12 protein-coding genes and 1 pseudogene are annotated in these 17,467 nt (G+C 64.4%); all 13 read left to right on the top strand.

Annotation, left to right across the window (positions count from 1 at the left end):
• Positions 1–906: a hydroxymethylglutaryl-CoA lyase gene (locus ACYQ0Z_RS09475; protein WP_459867239.1), complete on the top strand. Its 906-nt coding sequence runs from the start codon at positions 1–3 to the stop codon at positions 904–906.
• 44 nt (positions 907–950) lie between these two features.
• Complete coding sequence (locus ACYQ0Z_RS09470) at positions 951–2,516, top strand: acyl-CoA carboxylase subunit beta (RefSeq protein WP_459867236.1); 1,566 nt, start codon at positions 951–953, stop codon at positions 2,514–2,516.
• Between the two features lie 137 nt (positions 2,517–2,653).
• Positions 2,654–3,667 (top strand): ketopantoate reductase family protein, encoded by a 1,014-nt coding sequence (locus tag ACYQ0Z_RS09465; protein WP_459867233.1) that lies wholly within the window; start codon positions 2,654–2,656, stop codon positions 3,665–3,667.
• Between the two features lie 78 nt (positions 3,668–3,745).
• A complete protein-coding gene (gene bshC, locus ACYQ0Z_RS09460) occupies positions 3,746–5,365 on the top strand; it encodes a bacillithiol biosynthesis cysteine-adding enzyme BshC (protein ID WP_459867230.1) in 1,620 nt (539 codons plus the stop codon).
• A gap of 37 nt (positions 5,366–5,402) precedes the next feature.
• Positions 5,403–6,647, top strand: a complete 1,245-nt coding sequence (locus ACYQ0Z_RS09455; protein WP_459867227.1) for an adenosylhomocysteinase — start codon at positions 5,403–5,405, stop codon at positions 6,645–6,647.
• Positions 6,648–6,934: 287 nt separating this feature from the next.
• Complete coding sequence (gene mraZ / locus ACYQ0Z_RS09450; protein ID WP_459868858.1) at positions 6,935–7,366, top strand: division/cell wall cluster transcriptional repressor MraZ; 432 nt, start codon at positions 6,935–6,937, stop codon at positions 7,364–7,366.
• Positions 7,367–7,417: 51 nt separating this feature from the next.
• Entirely contained in the window at positions 7,418–8,395 is a 978-nt protein-coding gene (gene rsmH / locus ACYQ0Z_RS09445) for a 16S rRNA (cytosine(1402)-N(4))-methyltransferase RsmH (protein WP_459867224.1), read from the top strand.
• Entirely contained in the window at positions 8,392–8,763 is a 372-nt protein-coding gene (gene ftsL / locus ACYQ0Z_RS09440) for a cell division protein FtsL (protein WP_459867221.1), read from the top strand. Before rsmH ends, ftsL begins: the two co-directional genes overlap by 4 nt.
• 15 nt (positions 8,764–8,778) lie before the next feature.
• Positions 8,779–10,815 carry a penicillin-binding protein gene (locus ACYQ0Z_RS09435; RefSeq protein ID WP_459867218.1) on the top strand — a complete coding sequence of 679 codons (2,037 nt, stop codon included), beginning with the start codon at positions 8,779–8,781 and terminating at the stop codon, positions 10,813–10,815.
• 147 nt (positions 10,816–10,962) lie between these two features.
• Positions 10,963–12,303: pseudogene (locus tag ACYQ0Z_RS09430) on the top strand (IS1182 family transposase); the annotation flags it as partial.
• Positions 12,304–12,525: 222 nt separating this feature from the next.
• Entirely contained in the window at positions 12,526–14,493 is a 1,968-nt protein-coding gene (locus ACYQ0Z_RS09425) for a stage V sporulation protein D (protein WP_488193080.1), read from the top strand.
• A 135-nt stretch (positions 14,494–14,628) separates the two neighbouring features.
• Positions 14,629–16,098: a UDP-N-acetylmuramoyl-L-alanyl-D-glutamate--2,6-diaminopimelate ligase gene (locus tag ACYQ0Z_RS09420; RefSeq protein WP_459867215.1), complete on the top strand. Its 1,470-nt coding sequence runs from the start codon at positions 14,629–14,631 to the stop codon at positions 16,096–16,098.
• On the top strand, positions 16,092–17,459 hold the full coding sequence (locus ACYQ0Z_RS09415) for a UDP-N-acetylmuramoyl-tripeptide--D-alanyl-D-alanine ligase (RefSeq protein ID WP_459867212.1): 1,368 nt from the start codon (positions 16,092–16,094) through the stop codon (positions 17,457–17,459). The genes ACYQ0Z_RS09420 and ACYQ0Z_RS09415 overlap by 7 nt, the downstream gene beginning before the upstream one ends.
• Positions 17,460–17,467: the final 8 nt, after the last annotated feature.

The raw sequence follows: 17,467 nt of genomic DNA, 5'->3' as shown, positions 1-17,467 counted from the left end.
GTGGCCGAGGCGGTGCGCATTGTCGAAGTGGGGCCGCGTGACGGACTCCAGAACGAGGCTGCGTTTGTGCCGACGGAGGACAAGGTGGCGCTGATCGAGCACCTGCAGGAAGCCGGTCTCGCATACCTTGAGGTGTCGTCCTTCGTCCATCCGCGGTGGATCCCCCAACTGGCGGACGCCGACGAGGTGTTTCGCCGCCTCAAACGGCGGGAAGGGGTGACCTATGCCGCCCTCGTGCCCAACGCGCGCGGGCTCCAGCGGGCCCTGGCCGCCGGGGTGACGGAAATTGCCGTGTTCCTGTCAGCCAGCGAGACGCACAACCAGAAGAACATCAACAAGACGATCGACGAAACCTTCCCCGTGCTGGATGAGGTGGTGCGGGAGGCGACGGCGGCAGGGCTGTCGGTCCGCGGCTACGTGTCGACGGCCTTTGGCTGCCCGTACGAGGGCGAGGTGCCGCTGGGGCGCGTGTTGCGCGTTACCGAGCGACTCTTGGCAATGGGCGTCCGTGAGGTGTCCATCGGCGACACGATCGGCATTGCCACGCCCAAGCAGGTGCGGGAGCGGTTTGCCGAACTGGTGCGTTGCTTCGGGGCGGAGCGCCTGGCCGGTCACTTCCATGATACGCGCGGCACGGGGTTGGCCAATGTGTGCGCGGCGCTGGAGGTGGGCATCCGCACCTTTGACAGCTCGGTGGGCGGGCTGGGCGGTTGTCCCTACGCTCCTGGCGCCTCAGGGAACGTGGCCACGGAAGAGCTGGTCTATCTCCTGCGCGGGATGGGCTACGAGACGGGGATCGATCTCGACCGCCTTGTGGCCGCAGGGCGGTTCATCCAGGAGCGGCTGGGTCGGAAGCTCCCGTCGCGTGTGTTGGCCGCTTGCACAGCCGGGCAGCGTTCGGCCTGAGGACGCAGGCGAGCAAGGGAAAACGCGGAAGGAGGCGTACCGAAATGAGCGTGCAAGAGGTGAAAGCAGGGACGCATCAGCTGGATGCGGTCTTGCGCGAGCGGACCGAACAGGTGCAACAGGGCGGTGCCCCCAAGTACCACGATAAGCTGAAGGCGTCGCGCAAGTTGTTCGTGCGCGACCGTCTGAGGCTCCTCTTTGATGACGGGGCCTACGTGGTGGAAGACGGGCTGTTTGCCAACTATATGGCGGGGGACCTGCCGGCTGACGGCGTGGTAACGGCTGTTGGGAAGATCCACGGACGCACGGTATGCGTGATGGCCAACGATGCCACGGTGAAGGCCGGCTCGTGGGGCGCGCGGACGGTGGAGAAAATCCTGCGCATTCAGGAGACGGCCGAACGCCTCAAGGTGCCGCTCCTCTACCTCGTCGATTCCGCCGGGGCGCGCATCACCGACCAGGTGGAGATGTTTCCCGGGCGCCGGCACGCCGGGCGCATCTTCTACAACCAGGTGAAGCTGTCGGGGATGGTGCCGCAGGTTTGCCTGCTCTTCGGCCCGTCGGCGGCCGGCGGGGCCTACATTCCCGCCTTCTGTGACGTGGTGGTCATGGTGGACGGCAATGCCAGCATGTATCTCGGCTCGCCGCGCATGGCCGAAATGGTGATCGGGGAGAAGGTGACGCTGGAGGAGATGGGCGGGGCGCGTATGCACTGTTCGGTGAGCGGCTGCGGCGACATCCTGGCCGCGAGCGAAGAGGAAGCGATCGCCCTGGCCCGCCAGTACCTCGCCTACATGCCTGACAACTACAAGGGCCGCCCGCCGGCTGCTGCGCCGCGTCCGCCCAGGGCCGACGCGCGCCCCATCGCCGACATTGTGCCGGTAGACCAGAATGTGCCCTTCGACATGTACGAGCTGATCGACGCCCTCGTCGACGAAGGGTCCTTCTTCGAGATCAAGAAGCTGTTTGCGCCGGAGATCATCACCGGCTTCGCCCGCTTGAACGGCGAGGCGGTGGGCATCGTGGCCAACCAGTCGAAGGTGAAGGGCGGCGTGCTGTTCGTCGACTCGGCAGACAAGGCCACGCGGTTTATCCACCTGTGCGACGCCTTCAACATCCCCCTCCTCTTTTTGGCCGACGTGCCCGGCTTCATGATCGGCACGAAGGTGGAGCGGGCCGGCATCATCCGCCACGGGGCGAAGATGATCGCCGCCGTGTCCGAGGCGACGGTGCCGAAGATTTCCGTGATCGTGCGCAAGGCCTACGGGGCGGGGCTGTACGCCATGGCCGGTCCGGCCTTCGAGCCCGACTGCTGCCTGGCCTTGCCCACGGCGCAGATCGCCGTCATGGGGCCGGAGGCGGCCGTTAACGCCGTGTACAGCAACAAGATCCAGGCCATTGCCGATCCCCAGGAGCGGCAGGCCTTCATCCTCGAAAAGCGCAGGGAATACCAGGAGGACATCGACATCTACCGCCTGGCTTCCGACTTGATTGTCGACGCCATCGTGCCGACGGATGCCTTGCGCGACGAGCTGATCGCCCGCTTTGCCATGTATCGGTCGAAGGAGATGCGCTTTTCCGAGCGGAAAAAGCCGGTGTATCCGGTATGAGGGGGCGGGAGAAGGAGATGTGCCCCCTCTGTCGCAGGGGAGAGGTCGGGGGTTCCCGGACGAGCAGTCCGGGGGCTTTTTTGTTGCGCGTAAAAGCGGTATGTTGGGGAGGGAAACCGAACGCAGGAGGTGCGACCATGATCGTAGAGGAGACGGCCGCCGCTGCGGGGCGCATCGCCGTGATCGGTGGCGGGTCGCTGGGGCTTTTGCTGGCCGGACGCCTGGCGGCTGCGGGAGCCGATGTGCGTCTGGTGGTGCGCACCGGGGACCAGCGTGATCGGCTGCGGGCCGAGGGTCTCTTCGTGGAAACCGCGGGTACCATCCTTCATGTGCGTGTTCCAACTTTTGCCGCCGTCGATCCGCCAGATGGCCCGGTGGCGTGGGGAGTGCTGTGCGTCAAGCAGCGTCATGTCGCCAATGCCGCTCCGGTGTGCGCCGCGTGGCTGGGGACGTCGGGGCGGCTGGTGGCGTGGCTTAACGGGCTGGGCCACGAGGAGGTGCTGGCCCGGTGGGTGGACGATGCGCGCCTCTATGCGGCGGTGACGACGGAGGGGGCGCTGCGGATGGACGCCGTGCGCGTGCGCCACACCGGCCGGGGCGAGACGCATCTGGGCCCGATGAACCCGAGGGCAGGGACACGGCCCGAAGGGGATGCGGCGCTTTCCGCCCTGGTGGCCGTCCTGCGGCAGGCCGGCTTTGCGGCGCACGTGACGCCCGACATTCGCTCGCGCATGTGGCGGAAGCTGGCTGTCAACTGCGCGATTAACCCGCTCACCGCGCTCCTCGGCGTGCCCAACGGGGCATTGGTCGAGGCGGCGGATCTGCATCCGGTGATGCGCGCGGTGGTCGAGGAAGTGGCGGCGGTGGCGGCCGCCGAAGGCGTTGCGCTCGGGGACGGGACCGTGGGCGCCGCCATCGCCGAGGATCTGATGGCCGAGGCCCTCGCTGTCTGCCGCAAGACGGCGGCCAACTTCTCGTCGATGCTGCAGGACCTTTCGCGCGGGCAGCCCACAGAAATTGCTCATCTGAACGGCGCGGTGGCCTCCCGCGCCGTCCGGCGGGGCCTCGCGGCGCCGGTCAACGCCACCCTTGCCCGGCTGGTCCGAGCCAAGGAAGCGCTGGGCAAGCAATTTCCAAGTAATCCAGGATAAACAATCGGAATTGTCCTCACCGCAGTGCCCGTGCTATACTGCGAGAGGAACGATCAGGCGAACCGGGAGGGCCGCGAATTGGACATTGTCAAAACCGCATGGCCGGACTTGTCTCCCTTTGTGCGTGACTACCTCGACGGCCGCGCCACAGCCCGCGCGCGCTTTGTCTATCCACCGTTTGACGTGGCGGCGCTGAATGTGCGCGCCGCCCGCTTGCACTATCCGGCCGAGCGCCGAACTGCCCTCGCCGACGCCTTGGCCGCCTTCAACCGCGCCGTTGGCAACCATCCCGCTGCCTTGGCCAACGTGGAGCGCCTGCGCGACCCGACGGCGCTGGTCGTCGTCGGCGGCCAGCAGGCGGGCCTCCTCACCGGACCCCTGTACACGGTGTACAAGGCGATCACGCTGATTCGCTTGGCCCGGCGGGAGGAAGCGCGTCTGGGCCGGCCGGTGGTGCCGGTGTTCTGGATTGCCGGCGAAGACCACGACGCGGCCGAACCGGGGCATGTGACGGTGCTGGCGCCCGACCGCACACTGGAGACGGTGCGCCTGTCAACCCTGCCGGAGACCCGCGTCAGCGTCACGCGATGGCGCCTGCCGGCGGGGGAGCTGGAGGCCTTCGTTGAGCGGGTCTTCGCCTTGTTACCGGACACGGAGTTCAAGCCGGCGTGGCAGGAAAAGCTGACCGCCTTCGCTGCCGAATCGGACACCCTGGTGACGTTTTTTGCCCGGGTGATGGCCGAGCTGTTCGGGAAACACGGTCTCGTTCTGCTCGATTCAGGCGATGTGCGCCTCGCTCCGTTGAAGGTGGACGCCTTCCGGGCGGTGGTGGAGAAGAACGACGAACTGCGTGCAGCGTTGGCCCGTAATGCCGCGTGGTTTGTGGCCCAGGGACAGACGCCCCAAGTGGACGTGCGCGAGGGGGATGCCCACTTGTTCTGGACCGGGGCGGGGGAGCGCAAGAAGCTGTGGGTAAGGGACGGCATCTTTGTCACCGACGATGGCACCCTCCGCCTGCCGCCGGGGGAGCTGGCGCGGCGGGTGACGGAAGCGCCGGAGGAATTTTCCGCCGACGTCGTCAGCCGCCCGCTGACGCAGGAAGTCCTGCTGCCGGTGCTCGCCTTTGTGGGCGGTCCGGGCGAAATCGCGTACTGGGGACTGTACCGGGAACTGTTTGCCCTGGGCGGTTGGGAGATGCCTCCGGTGGTGCCCCGCCTCAGCGTTACCCTGGTCGAAGGGACGCTGCAGAAGGCGCTTCGCCGCGTGGGCCTGTCTCCCCTCGATGCGCTGGCCGGGCCCGAGGTTCTGGAGGCGGCGTGGCGCAGGGGGCTCGGCCGTCCGGATTTCGACGCGGCCTTTGCCGAAGCGGGGGCCGCCCTCGCCGCCCTTTACGAACGGCTGGCCGAGCGGCTTGAGGCGCTGGGCCAGGCGGCGCGCGATCTTACGGGGGCGAGCCGCGCGCGGGCGGAAGAGGGCCTCGCGTGGTTGCGCCGCCGCGTCGAGCGGGAGTGGGAGGGGCGCCATGAGGCCTCCCTGCGCCAGCTGAGCCGCGTGCGCTTGTCGCTGTGGCCGAAGGACCGCCTTCAGGAGCGGGTGTTCAATGTCTTCGCTTACCTCGTGCGGTACGACGGGCTTGTCGACCAGCTGCTCGACGCGCTCGGCGAGCCCGACGGACGCCACGCCATCGTGTTGTTGTAAGCGTGATACGGGAGATCCCCGAAGGAGGAGCCGATCGATGAGCATCGTTCGCGACATGGACCTGGCCAAAGACGGCCATCTGAAGATCGAGTGGGCCGCCGCCCACATGCCCGTCCTCAACCGTATTCGTGAGGAATTTGAACGAACCAAGCCCTTCGCCGGCCTGAACGTGGCGATCTGCCTGCACCTGGAGGCCAAAACGGCCTACCTGGCCAAGGTGATCCACGCGGGCGGGGCCAATGTGGCCATTACCGGGTCGAATCCCCTCTCCACCCAAGACGACGTGGCCGCGGCGCTGGTGGAGGACGGCATCACCGTCTACGCCAAGTACAACGTGACGGCAGACGAGTATAAGGCGTTCCTCATCAAGACGCTGGAGACCGAGCCGGACCTGATTATCGACGACGGCGGCGACCTGGTGGCCCTTCTGCACGCCGAACGTCCGGACTTGGCCAAGAAGATCCGCGGCGGATGCGAGGAGACGACGACGGGGATTATCCGCCTGCGCGCACTGGAAAAGGAAGGCCGGCTGCGCTTCCCTATGGTGGCCGTCAACGACGCCTACTGCAAATACCTGTTCGACAACCGCTACGGCACGGGGCAGTCGGTGTGGGACGGCATCATGCGCACCACCAACCTGGTCGTGGCCGGCAAGACGGCGGTGGTCGTTGGCTATGGCTGGTGTGGCAAGGGCGTGGCCATGCGGGCCAAGGGCCTCGGGGCGCGCGTCATCGTCACCGAGGTGGATCCAATCAAGGCCATCGAGGCGTACATGGACGGCTTTGAGGTGATGCCGCTCGAAGAGGCTGCCCCGCTGGGAGACATCTTCGTTACCGTCACCGGAAACATTAGCTGCATCGACGCCCGTCACTTCCCCAAGATGAAGGACGGGGCCATTTTGGCCAACGCCGGCCACTTCGATGTGGAAGTGAACAAGAACGACCTGCAGAAGCTGAGCCGGTCGGTGCGCGTGGTGCGCAAGAACATCACCGAGTACACCCTGGAGGACGGCCGCCGGCTCTACCTTCTCGCCGAAGGCCGCCTGGTCAACCTGGCCGCCGGCGACGGGCATCCGGCGGAAATCATGGACATGACCTTCGCCCTGCAGGCGCTGTCGCTCCAGTATATCAACGAACACCATCACGAAGTGGGCCCGCGCGTGTTGAACGTGCCCTATGCCCTCGACCAGCAGGTGGCCCGCTTCATGCTGGAGGCGCGGGGCATCCGTATCGACGAGCTCACCGACGCGCAAAAGCGGTATCTTGAAAGCTGGAAGGTGTAACGCAAGGACACGGATTCCGGGCACGAACGGCCGCCGGTCCGATTATCTGGACCGGCGGCCGTTTTTTGGTTGGACGGCGGCACGTCCCGCCGCGGGTCTTACCCGATTCTCCCCCCCCTTAGGCCTTTTTCCCTCCCTTCCCGCCGTGTCGAAATGAGTCGATTGTCGCGATTTTGGATCATTTACGTAACTCAGCAGGAATTTGCTTGTGCGTAGAGAATTGGGTATAGCGTGGTGAAGAGTGGGGAGCTGTGGGGGAGAATGGGGAACAAGACGGGGGATGGGCCATGTTTATGGGGGAGTTCCAGCACGCCCTCGATGACAAGGGACGGCTCACCATCCCGGCCAAGTTCCGGGAAGGGCTGGGGTCTCCCTTCGTCGTGACACGCGGTCTGGACCACTGCTTGTTTGCCTACCCCCTCAGCGAGTGGAAAGCCCTCGAACAGAAACTCCGGACGCTCCCCTTTACCCGCGCGGACGCGCGGGCGTTTACGCGGTTTTTCTTTTCCGGTGCCGTGGAATGCGAAGTGGATCGGCAAGGGCGGATCAACCTGCCGGCGAACCTGCGCGAGTACGCCCGCCTCACCAAAGATTGCGTGGTCATCGGTGTGGGGAGCCGCGTGGAGATTTGGGACAAGGCGCAGTGGGAAGACTACATTCGCCGGCAACAGGAACGGTTTGTGGAGATCGCCGAAGCCATCGTGGATGTGGACTTGTAGCGTTGCTCGTCGCAGCGGTTGTGCGGGATATCCAAAAAAGAGGGATGCGTGGTGTTCGTTCACCAATCCGTGCTCTTAGAAGAGGCGGTCGGGGCCCTGGCCGTGCGGCCCGACGGCGTCTACGTTGATTGCACGGTGGGCGGCGGCGGGCACAGCCTGCGCATTGCCGAGCAGTTGGGACCCAAGGGGCTCCTGATCGCCCTGGACCAAGATGATGCGGCCTTGGAAGCGGCGGCGAGGCGCCTGGCGCCGTATCGCGATCGCGTGCGCCTGGTCAAGCGCAACTTCCGCCATCTGGCTGCTGTTTTGGCCGAACAAGGAATTCGCCGTGTGCACGGGATCTTGTTTGACCTGGGCGTCTCCTCTCCGCAGGTGGACGAGGCGGAACGGGGCTTCAGCTATCGGTTTGATGCGCCGCTCGACATGCGGATGGATCCCGAGCTGTCCATCACCGCAGCCGACCTCGTCAACACCTGGACGGAGGCGGAGCTGGCCGATCTTCTCTGGCGCTACGGGGAAGAGCGTTTCGCCAAAGCCATCGCCCGTGAAATTGTGCGGACACGGACCAAGACGCCGATCGAGACGACCGGCGAGCTGGTCGAGGTGGTGAAGCGCGCGATTCCGGCGCCGGCGCGGCGCACCGGCCCGCACCCCGCCCGGCGCACGTTTCAAGCGCTGCGCATCGCCGTCAACGACGAGCTGGGCGCCCTCCGGGAAGGACTGGAGGCGGCGGTGGCGCACCTTGCCGTGGGCGGGCGCGTGGCGGTAATCTCGTTCCACTCCCTGGAGGACCGCATCTGCAAGCAAGCGTTCCAGGAGTGGAGCCGCGGGTGCGTCTGTCCGCCCGGTTTGCCGGTATGTGCGTGCGGCAGAAAGCCGCTGGTGCGGGTGCTGACGAAAAAGCCGATCGTGCCGAGCCAAGAGGAGGTCCGGCGCAATCCGCGCGCGCGCTCGGCCAAGCTGCGGATTGCCGAGCGGGTAGGTGACGCGACCGGTGGGCATACGGGAGAGAGGGGGAACCACGGGTGAGCAAGCGATTGGGTTATGGGAATCTAGCCGTGGCGCAGCCGCAGGCCAAACCGCGTCAACACGCAAAGCGGACGGTGGCCGTGCGGACGCGCACGCGGCTGTCCATGGGCGAGAAACTGGCCTATCTGGGGGCTTTGCTCGCCGTACTGGCCACCCTGGTCTTCTTGCTGGACCGGCAGAGCCAGATCGTCGAGAATAACTACCAGATTCAGGCGCTCCAGAAGCAGATCGCCCAGACCCGGGAGGAAAACGTTGCCCTGCAGCTGAAGATCGCCGAGCTCAGCTCGCCCCAGCGCGTGTACGCGATTGCCAAGAAATATGGGCTTGTGGCCAATGATGGCGCGGTGCGGTGGCTCGACCGTCCATAGGGGGGAACGACGCGCATGGACGGAAAAACGGCGATCAAGGTGCGCGCCTTGTTGATGGGAGCAGTCGTTACGCTGCTCTTTTTTTTCCTGCTCGCGCGCCTGTTCTGGCTCCAGGTGGTTGAGGCCGATTGGTTGGTGGCGCGGGCCGAGCGGATGTGGGCGGCGGGGAGCCAAGTGCCTCCGGAGCGCGGGGCCATCCTCGACCGGAACGGCAAGGAACTGGCCAAGAACGCGACGGCGTATACGGTTGTGGCCACCATCAGCCCGAAGGATGAGCACCGCGTGCGAGATCCGGAGGACGCGGCGCGCAAACTGGCGCCGGTACTGGGCATGTCGGAGGACCAGATCCTTGACCTCCTGACGCGACGGGACGCCTATCAGGTGGAATTGCGTCCCGGCGGGTGGAAGATCGATCGGGAAAAGGCCAACCAGGTGCGCAAGCTGGGCATTCCGGGTATCTCGCTGGTGGAAACGACGCGCCGGTACTACCCCAACGGCGAGCTGGCCGCCCATGTCCTCGGGTTCCAGTCCCTTGACGGGAAGGCCGTGGGGGGAATCGAACAGGCGTATGATCAGGCGCTCGCCGGAACGCCCGGCACGATGACCGTGTGGCGAGACCTGAAGCGCAACGTGTTGCCAAACGGCCTCAAGGATGTGCGGCCGCCCAAGCCGGGGAAGACCGTCGTGCTCACCCTCGACGAGCAAATCCAATCGTTTGTCGAGCAGGCCCTCGACGAGGCGGAAAAAAGCTTTCGCCCCAAGAGCATGACGGCGATCGTCATGGACCCGAACACGGGCGAGGTTTTGGCCATGGCCAACCGGCCCACCTACAACCCGAACCGGTATTGGGAGGTGAAGGACTACCGCCAGTTTTTGAACGGGGCCGTCGCCTCCGTCTTTGAACCGGGGTCCACCTTTAAAATTATCACCCTGGCTGCGGCGATCGAGGAGAAGCTGTTCAACCCGAACGAAACGTATTTGTCGGGACGCATCAGCGGCCCCTTCGGCACCGTGCGCGACCACAACCGCCGGGGCTGGGGGCGCATCACGTTTCTCGAAGGCGTTCAGAAGTCGAGCAACGTCGCCTTCGTCATTCTCGGGTACCAGCGGCTGGGGAAAGAACGCCTCTACCAATACGTGATGCGCTTTGGCATCGGTGAAAAGACGGGCATCGAGTTGCCGGGCGAAGTCCCCGGCCTGCTCAAGCGCACGCACCAGATGTACCCGGCGGACGTGGCCAACATGGCCTTTGGGCAAGGGGTTGGCGTCACGGCCATTCAGCAGGCCGTGGCCGTCTCGGCCATCGCCAACGGCGGGAATCTGCTCAAGCCGCATATTGTCAAGGAGATCCGCGATGCCGAAACCGGGCAAGTGCTCTACCGGATGCAGCCGGAGGTTCGCCGTCGCGTCGTTTCCGAGGCCACGGCCAAACAGGTGCGCGACATCCTGGAGACCGTGGTGACCGACGGCACCGGACAGCCTTACGCCCTCGACGGATGGCGCGTGGCGGGTAAAACGGGGACGGCCCAGAAGGTGGGACCGGACGGTCGCTACCTGTCGGGGAAGTACGTCTACTCCTTTATTGGTTTTGCCCCCAAGGACCACCCCCGTCTGCTGGTCTATGTGGTCGTCGACGAACCGGAGGTGGACCCGGCGCGTGGCGGCGGGGCGGTGGTGGCGCCGATCTTCAAGACCATAATGCGCAACAGCCTGTTGTACCTGAACGTGCCCCAGGACAAGCCCGGCGCGCCGGGTGCGGGTGCTCCCACGGTTCAGCCGGGGCAAGCGGCGCAGAGCCCGGCAGGACCGTCCGGCGCGGCAAACGCCACCGGAGCGCGTGGAGATGGGGACGGGCAGACCGGCTACATGCCCGACCTGCGCGGGTTGTCGCTACGCGACGCCCTGGCCGTCTGCGGCGAAATGGGCCTGCGGGCCGAGGTCCACGGGTCTGGTTACGTGGTTCGCCAGAGCATAGCGCCGGGCGCGCCGCTGCCCAAGGACAAGCGCGTCCGGCTGGAGTTGGCCGATTTCAGAGAAGCCGACGAAAACTAGAGAAAAAATATAGGATAAGGCACCCGGAATTCGGGAAGGAAAAGGCCGCTTTGGCCTTTCAGCGTGTAGACAAAGTACCGGGAGGTACAAGGTCTACACGCTTTTTTGTCGAATAGAGTTCTTATCCCATCATGCAGAGGTGGCCACATGCTGAGAAAACAATCGGCCGAAGGCCGTTACCAGCTTACCGTTGTTTCGTTGGACGAATTGGTGCCTCAGGATCACCTGGTTCGCAAAATCGAAAACGCCATCGACTTCTCGTTTATCTACGAACTAGTGGAAGATCGTTACTGCCCAGACAACGGAAGACCCAGCATCGATCCCGTTGTCCTCATCAAAATGGTGCTCATCCAGTATCTGTTCGGCATCCGTTCCATGCGTCAAACCATCAAAGAAATCGAAACCAATCTCGCCTACCGGTGGTTTCTGGGATACGATCTCACCCAGCCCATCCCCCATTTCACGACGTTTGGCAAAAACTATGTCCGCCGATTCAAGGGTACTGACCTCTTTGAAAGGATCTTCACGCGCATTCTTGAAGAAGCCTGCCATCATGGGCTGGTCGACCCTTCCGTGTTGTATATCGATTCCACCCATGTCAAAGCCAACGCCAACAAGAGAAAATTCATCAAGCGGCTTGTCCAGGAAGAAGGCAAGAAATATCAAGAACTTCTCGAAGAGGAAATCAACCAGGACCGCGAAGCGCACGGGAAAAAGCCGTTGCCAAAAAAGTCTAAAGCCGTCTGGAAGGAGGTGAAAAAAAGCACCACCGATCCGGACAGCGGCTGGTTTGTCAAAAACGAAAAGGAACAGACGTTCGCTTACTCCTTCCATGCGGCCAGCGACCAAAACGGCTTTGTCGTCAGTGCCGTCGTCACGGCCGCCAACGTTCATGACAGTCAGGTTTTCCCGGATGTGTTCGAGCAAGCTGTCAAGCACGTCGGAAAACCCAGCGCTGTCGCGGTGGATGCAGGGTATAAAACACCCTATATCAGCAAGTACCTCTTGGACCAACAGGTCCGTCCGGTCATGCCGTATACCCGTCCCCACACAAAAGACGGAAGGTATCGAAAGCAGGATTACGTGTACGATGAGTACTACGATTGCTATCTTTGTCCTGCCGGACAAGTGCTTACCTACGAAACCACGACCCGTGAGGGTTACCGAATCTACCGTTCCGATGCCACGACCTGTCGATCTTGTTCATTCCGCTCCCAGTGCACAGAAAGCCACGACGCGGTTAAGCGTGTGAGCCGCCATATCTGGGCCCATTACATGGAAGAAGTGGAACACTTGCGCCATACAGAAGTGAATAAACGCCTATATGCACGCCGAAAGGAAACGATTGAGCGTGTATTTGCGGATCTCAAGGAGAAGCATGGCTTGCGTTGGACCACTTTACGTGGGTTGGAAAAAGTGACAATGCAGGCGATGCTTGTTTTTGCTTGTATGAATTTAAAAAAGCTGGCGAATTGGTTATGGAGGTTAGGAAAAACAGGGCGCCATGCCCTTAATTTCTGTATCCTTTTTGCTCACAGACGACAAAAAACTCCCTCGGCTGCGTTGGCACCGAGGGAGTTTGTCTGCAGTCTGAAAGGCCGCTTTGGCCTTTTTGTTTTTTGGCCCGGAACGTCCCCCCAAGGCCTGTTCTACCGGTTTGTCTTCGGGAATAGGGTATATCCGGAAGGCACTGGGGCAGGGGGGAGGGCCTTGCGTGTCTCGAACGTGACCGTTCGCCGGCGGCTGGTGTGGCTTCTCGTGGGCGGGCTGCTCGTGTACACGACGTTGTTGTTCCGTCTGGGGTACTTGCAGCTTTACCAGTCGCCGTGGCTGTTGGGGAAGGCGGAGGACCTGTGGAGCCGCGACATTCCCATCGAACCGAAGCGGGGCCGGATTTACGACCGGCATGGCCGCCTCTTGGCCCAAAACGTCAGTGCCCCGTCGGTGCTGGCCGTGCCGGCGCAGGTCCGCGACCCGGCGGAGACGGCCCGCAAGTTGGCGGCTGTCCTCGGCATGCGCGAGGAGAAGGTGTACCGCCTGATTACCAAGCGGCAGCTGATGGTGCGCATCCAGCCGGAGGGGCGGAAGATCAGCCAAGAAAAAGCGGAAGCCGTGCGCGCCCTCCGGCTGCCCGGGATCATCGTTGCCGAAGACAGCCGTCGCTACTATCCGCGCGGCGCTTTCGCCGCCCACGTGCTGGGATTTGTGGGCATTGACAATCAAGGCCTCGCCGGGGTGGAGAAGGTGTACGACGAACGGCTCCGCGGCGTACCCGGCTATGTCTCCTTCTACGCCGACGCCAAAGGAGGGGCCATCCCCAACGAGCGGCAGCGGTATACGCCCGCCAAGGACGGGCAGGACCTGGTCCTGACCATCGATGCCACCATTCAGGCCATCCTCGAGCGCGAACTGGAGCATGCCCAGATGACCTACCAGGCGGAGAACGTGATCGGGGTGGCCATGGACCCGAAAACGGGGGAAATCCTGGCCATGGCCAGCATGCCGGACTTCGATCCGGGGCGCTATGCCCAGTATCCCGTCGAGGTGGTCAATCGCAACATGCCAATTTGGCGGCAGTATGAGCCCGGGTCGACGTTCAAAATCATCACCCTCGCCGCGGCGCTGGAAGAAGGCGTGGTGCGCCTCGACGAGACGTTTAACGACCCCGGGTACGCGACGGTAGCCGGGGTGCGCCTGCGCTGCTGGCGACGGGGCGGACACGGACACCAGACATTTTGGGAAGTGGTGGAAAACTCCTGCAACCCCGGGTTTGTGGAGCTGGGCGAGCGGCTGGGAAAAGAACGGCTGTACCGCTACATCCGGACCTTTGGCTTTGGGGACCGCACCGGCGTCGACCTGGTTGGGGAGCAGCGCGGTCAGCTCTTTTCCCTTGAACGGATGGGCCCGGTGGAGCTTGCCACCACCGCTTTCGGGCAAGGGGTGTCGGTTACACCGATCCAGCAGGTGGCGGCAGTTTCGGCGGCCATTAACGGGGGCAAATTGATGCGCCCGCACATTGCCAAAGCGTGGCGCGATCCGCAAACCGGCAAGGTGGTGGAAGAGGTTAAACCGCAGGTGGTGCAGCAGGTGATTTCACCCGAGACGTCCAAACTGGTGCGTGAGGCGTTGGAGAGGGTTGTGGCCAACGGTACAGGGCGCAATGCCTACATCGACGGCTACCGTGTCGGGGGCAAGACGGGCACGGCCCAGAAGCCGGCCCCCGGCGGCGGCTACCTGCCGAACGAGCACATCGTTTCGTTTATCGGGTTTGCGCCCGCCGATGACCCGCAAGTTGTCGTTTACGTCGCCGTGGACAACCCGCAGGGCATCCAGTTCGGCGGGGTGGTGGCGGCGCCCATCGTGCGGAACATTCTCGATGAAACGCTGCGTTATCTGGAGGTGACGCCGCGTAAGGAACAGCTCGAGCGGAAGTTCCGCTACGGCGACGAAAAGCTGGTGCCGGTGCCCAATTTGGTCGGGGAGAGCATCGACGAGCTGCGCCGCAGCTACTACACTTTCCGCCTGGATGTGGAAGGAAGCGGCACCACCGTGCTGTACCAGTCGCCGCAGCCCGGGGTCAAGGTCAGACCCGGGGCGGTGATCCGCCTGTACCTGGGGCCCGGGGGGCAAGGGGCGTCGCAACCGAAACCGGATGACAATCCGCCGGCGGTTCATTAAAATGATAGCGTGTGCGCGACGCATCCCGCCCACAGGCGGGGGAGAACGCCTTGTTCCATGCGGCAGGATACGCGCAACGAAATGTCTGGGATCGCGTACCATTCGTCTATACTGAGGTTGAAGAAGGTGCCGCCGATGAAGTTGAGCCAACTGTTTGGGCCCTATCGCACCGCCCGGCGGGTGGGGGAAGATGTCGCCGTCACCGGCATTCAAACCGATTCCCGCCTGGTCCGTCCGGGCGATCTGTTTGTGTGCATCCCCGGGTTTCGGACGGACGGCCACCAGTTTGCCCGCGAGGCGGTGGCGAAGGGGGCGGTTGCCCTTGTAGTGGAGCGGGAGGTTCCGGTGGAGGTGCCCAAGGTTTTCGTCCGCGACGCCCGGCGGGCGCTGGCCTTTGCCGCAGACCGCTTTTACGGGCATCCCACGCGGGAGCTGAAACTGATCGGCGTAACCGGAACCAACGGCAAGACCACGACCACCCATTTGCTCACACGTATCCTGGAAGAAGCGGGGCACACGCCGGGGTTGATCGGAACGATGGCGATCCGGTACGCGGGGCGGGAGGAGCCCGCGGTCAACACGACGCCCGACGCGCTGGTTCTACAGCGCACGTTTCGGGCGATGGTCGACGCCGGCGTCGATTACGCGGTGATGGAGGTTTCCTCCCATGCCCTGGCCCTGGGACGCGTGCGCGGATGCCGGTTCCGCACGGCTGTGTTCACCAATTTGACGCAAGACCACCTGGATTTTCATCAGACGATGGAAGCCTACAAGCAGGCCAAGGGCCTGTTATTTGCCCAGCTGGCCGGCGATTACCGTGATGGCCGCGAGACCTTCGCCGTGCTCAACGCCGATGACCCCGTCGCGGAAGAATATGCCGCGCTGACGGCGGCCCAGGTGCTGACCTATGGCATGGGCGAAGGCTGTGACGTGCGCGCGCGCGACGTGCAGGTGACGCCGGCGGGCGTGTCGTTTCGCCTGGAAAGCTTCGCCGGGGCTGCGGACGTGGAGCTGCCCCTGGTCGGCCATTTCAACGTGTACAACGCCCTGGCTGCCGTAACCGCTGCGCTGGCAGAGGGCATCCCCCTCGAGACGGCCGTACGGGCCCTTGCCGACGTGACGGTACGGGGGAGATTTGAAAAGGTGGACGAGGGCCAGCCCTTCACCGTGATTGTCGACTACGCCCACACTCCCGATGGCCTGGCGAACGTGCTCAAGGCGGCGCGCGCGCTGACGTCGGGGCGCGTCATCGTGGTGGTCGGCTGCGGCGGTGATCGCGACCGCACCAAGCGCCCGGTGATGGCCCGCATTGCCGTAGCGTATGCCGACCTTGCCGTCTTCACTTCCGACAACCCGCGGTCGGAAGATCCCGAGCGCATTCTCGACGAGATGGAGGCGGGCGTGCCGGACGACGCCCGCACGCGCACGGTCCGCCTCACGGACCGGCGCGCGGCGATCCGCTATGCCATCGACGCCGCGAAACCGGGTGACCTGGTGTTGATTGCGGGGAAAGGTCACGAAACGTATCAAATTATCGGCGACCGCGTCTTGCCCTTTGATGACGTACAAGAGGCGCGGGAAGCCCTAAGGGGTCGAGGATGGTGAAGCGTCGTCTGCGCGAGGTCATCCGCATGGTGGGCGGCGCGTGGACGGGCACACCGGAGGAGCTGGACCGGTGGGTCAGCGGCGTTTCCACCGACACGCGCACGCTGACGCCCGGCGCACTGTTTGTGCCGCTCGTGGGGACGCGATTCGATGGCCATCAGTTCGTGCGGGAGGCGCTTGGCCGTGGGGCGTCCGCCTTCCTGTGGCAGCGCGACCGGGGGGTGCCGCCGGGTTCTGCCATTGTTGTCGAGGACACGCTGGCGGCGCTGCAGCGCCTCGCCCGTGCCTATCGTCGCGAGCTGGGCGCCCGCGTGATCGGCGTGACGGGCTCAAACGGCAAGACCACGACGAAAGATTTGATCGCCGCCGTGTTGGCCCAGCGCTATCGCGTCCACAAGACCCAGGGCAACCTCAATAACCACATCGGCCTGCCGCTGACCCTCTTGTCGGCACCGGCGGACACCGAGGTGGTGGTGTGCGAGATGGGCATGAGCGGACGCGGGGAGATCGCGTGCCTGTCCCGGATCGCCGAGCCGCAGCTCGCAGTGATCACCACCATCGGCGAGGCGCACCTGGCCCAGCTCGGTTCGCGCGAGGCCATCGCCGAGGCGAAGCTGGAAATTGTTGAAGGGCTGGATGCGGACGGTACCCTGTTTCTCGACGGCGACGAGCCCCTGTTGGATCTTGCGGCGGAGCGCTTTGCCGGGACGATCAGCCGATGCGGCTTTGGACCGCGTTGCCAGTGGCGGGCCCAGGATGTGGCGTTCCGTGGCCTTGACGGGATGACGTTTCGCGTCGGAAAAGAGCCGTATGCCGTGCCGATACCCGGCCGCCACAATGTGAAAAACGCCCTGTACGCCGTGGCCGTCGGTCGTACGCTGGGCCTTGCGCCGGAGGAAATCCGCCGGGGGCTGGCCGGTGCCACGATCACCGGCATGCGAACGGAGCGCGTGCGCGGCATCGGCGGTGCGACGGTGCTGAACGATGCCTATAACGCCAGTCCCACGTCGGTGCGCGCCAGCCTCGAGCTGCTCGCTGCCTTGCCGTTTGCCCGGCGGGTGGCCGTACTCGGCGACATGCTGGAACTGGGGCCGGAGGAGGAAGCGCTCCACCGCGATGTGGGGCGGGCCATCGACCCGGCGCGCATACACTGGCTGGTAACGGTGGGAAAGCGGGCGCGATGGATTGCCGAAGAGGCAGCGGAAGCGGGGTTCCCTGCCGCGCGCATCCGCTGCACCGAGACGCCGGACGAGGCGGCAGACGCCGTAATGCCGCTGACGGGCGCGGACACGGTGATCCTGGTCAAGGCGTCGCGCGGCATGGCGCTGGAGGCGATCGTCCGGCGCCTCACCGCTGAGTGAGGGGGGCT

The organism is Calditerricola yamamurae (genome assembly GCF_054654135.1).
Note: the sequence above shows the minus strand (reverse complement) of the source record. Positions and strands in the feature narration are given on the sequence as shown.

Bases quoted from the DNA above. Each gene is read 5' to 3' on its own strand.
- ACYQ0Z_RS09470 (WP_459867236.1), top strand. From the start codon at position 951: ATGAGCGTGCAAGAGGTGAAAGCAGGGACGCATCAGCTGGATGCGGTC.
- ACYQ0Z_RS09465 (WP_459867233.1), top strand. From the start codon at position 2,654: ATGATCGTAGAGGAGACGGCCGCCGCTGCGGGGCGCATCGCCGTGATC.
- ACYQ0Z_RS09455 (WP_459867227.1), top strand. From the start codon at position 5,403: ATGAGCATCGTTCGCGACATGGACCTGGCCAAAGACGGCCATCTGAAG.
- mraZ (WP_459868858.1), top strand. From the start codon at position 6,935: ATGTTTATGGGGGAGTTCCAGCACGCCCTCGATGACAAGGGACGGCTC.
- ACYQ0Z_RS09435 (WP_459867218.1), top strand. From the start codon at position 8,779: ATGGACGGAAAAACGGCGATCAAGGTGCGCGCCTTGTTGATGGGAGCA.
- ACYQ0Z_RS09420 (WP_459867215.1), top strand. From the start codon at position 14,629: ATGAAGTTGAGCCAACTGTTTGGGCCCTATCGCACCGCCCGGCGGGTG.
- ACYQ0Z_RS09415 (WP_459867212.1), top strand. From the start codon at position 16,092: ATGGTGAAGCGTCGTCTGCGCGAGGTCATCCGCATGGTGGGCGGCGCG.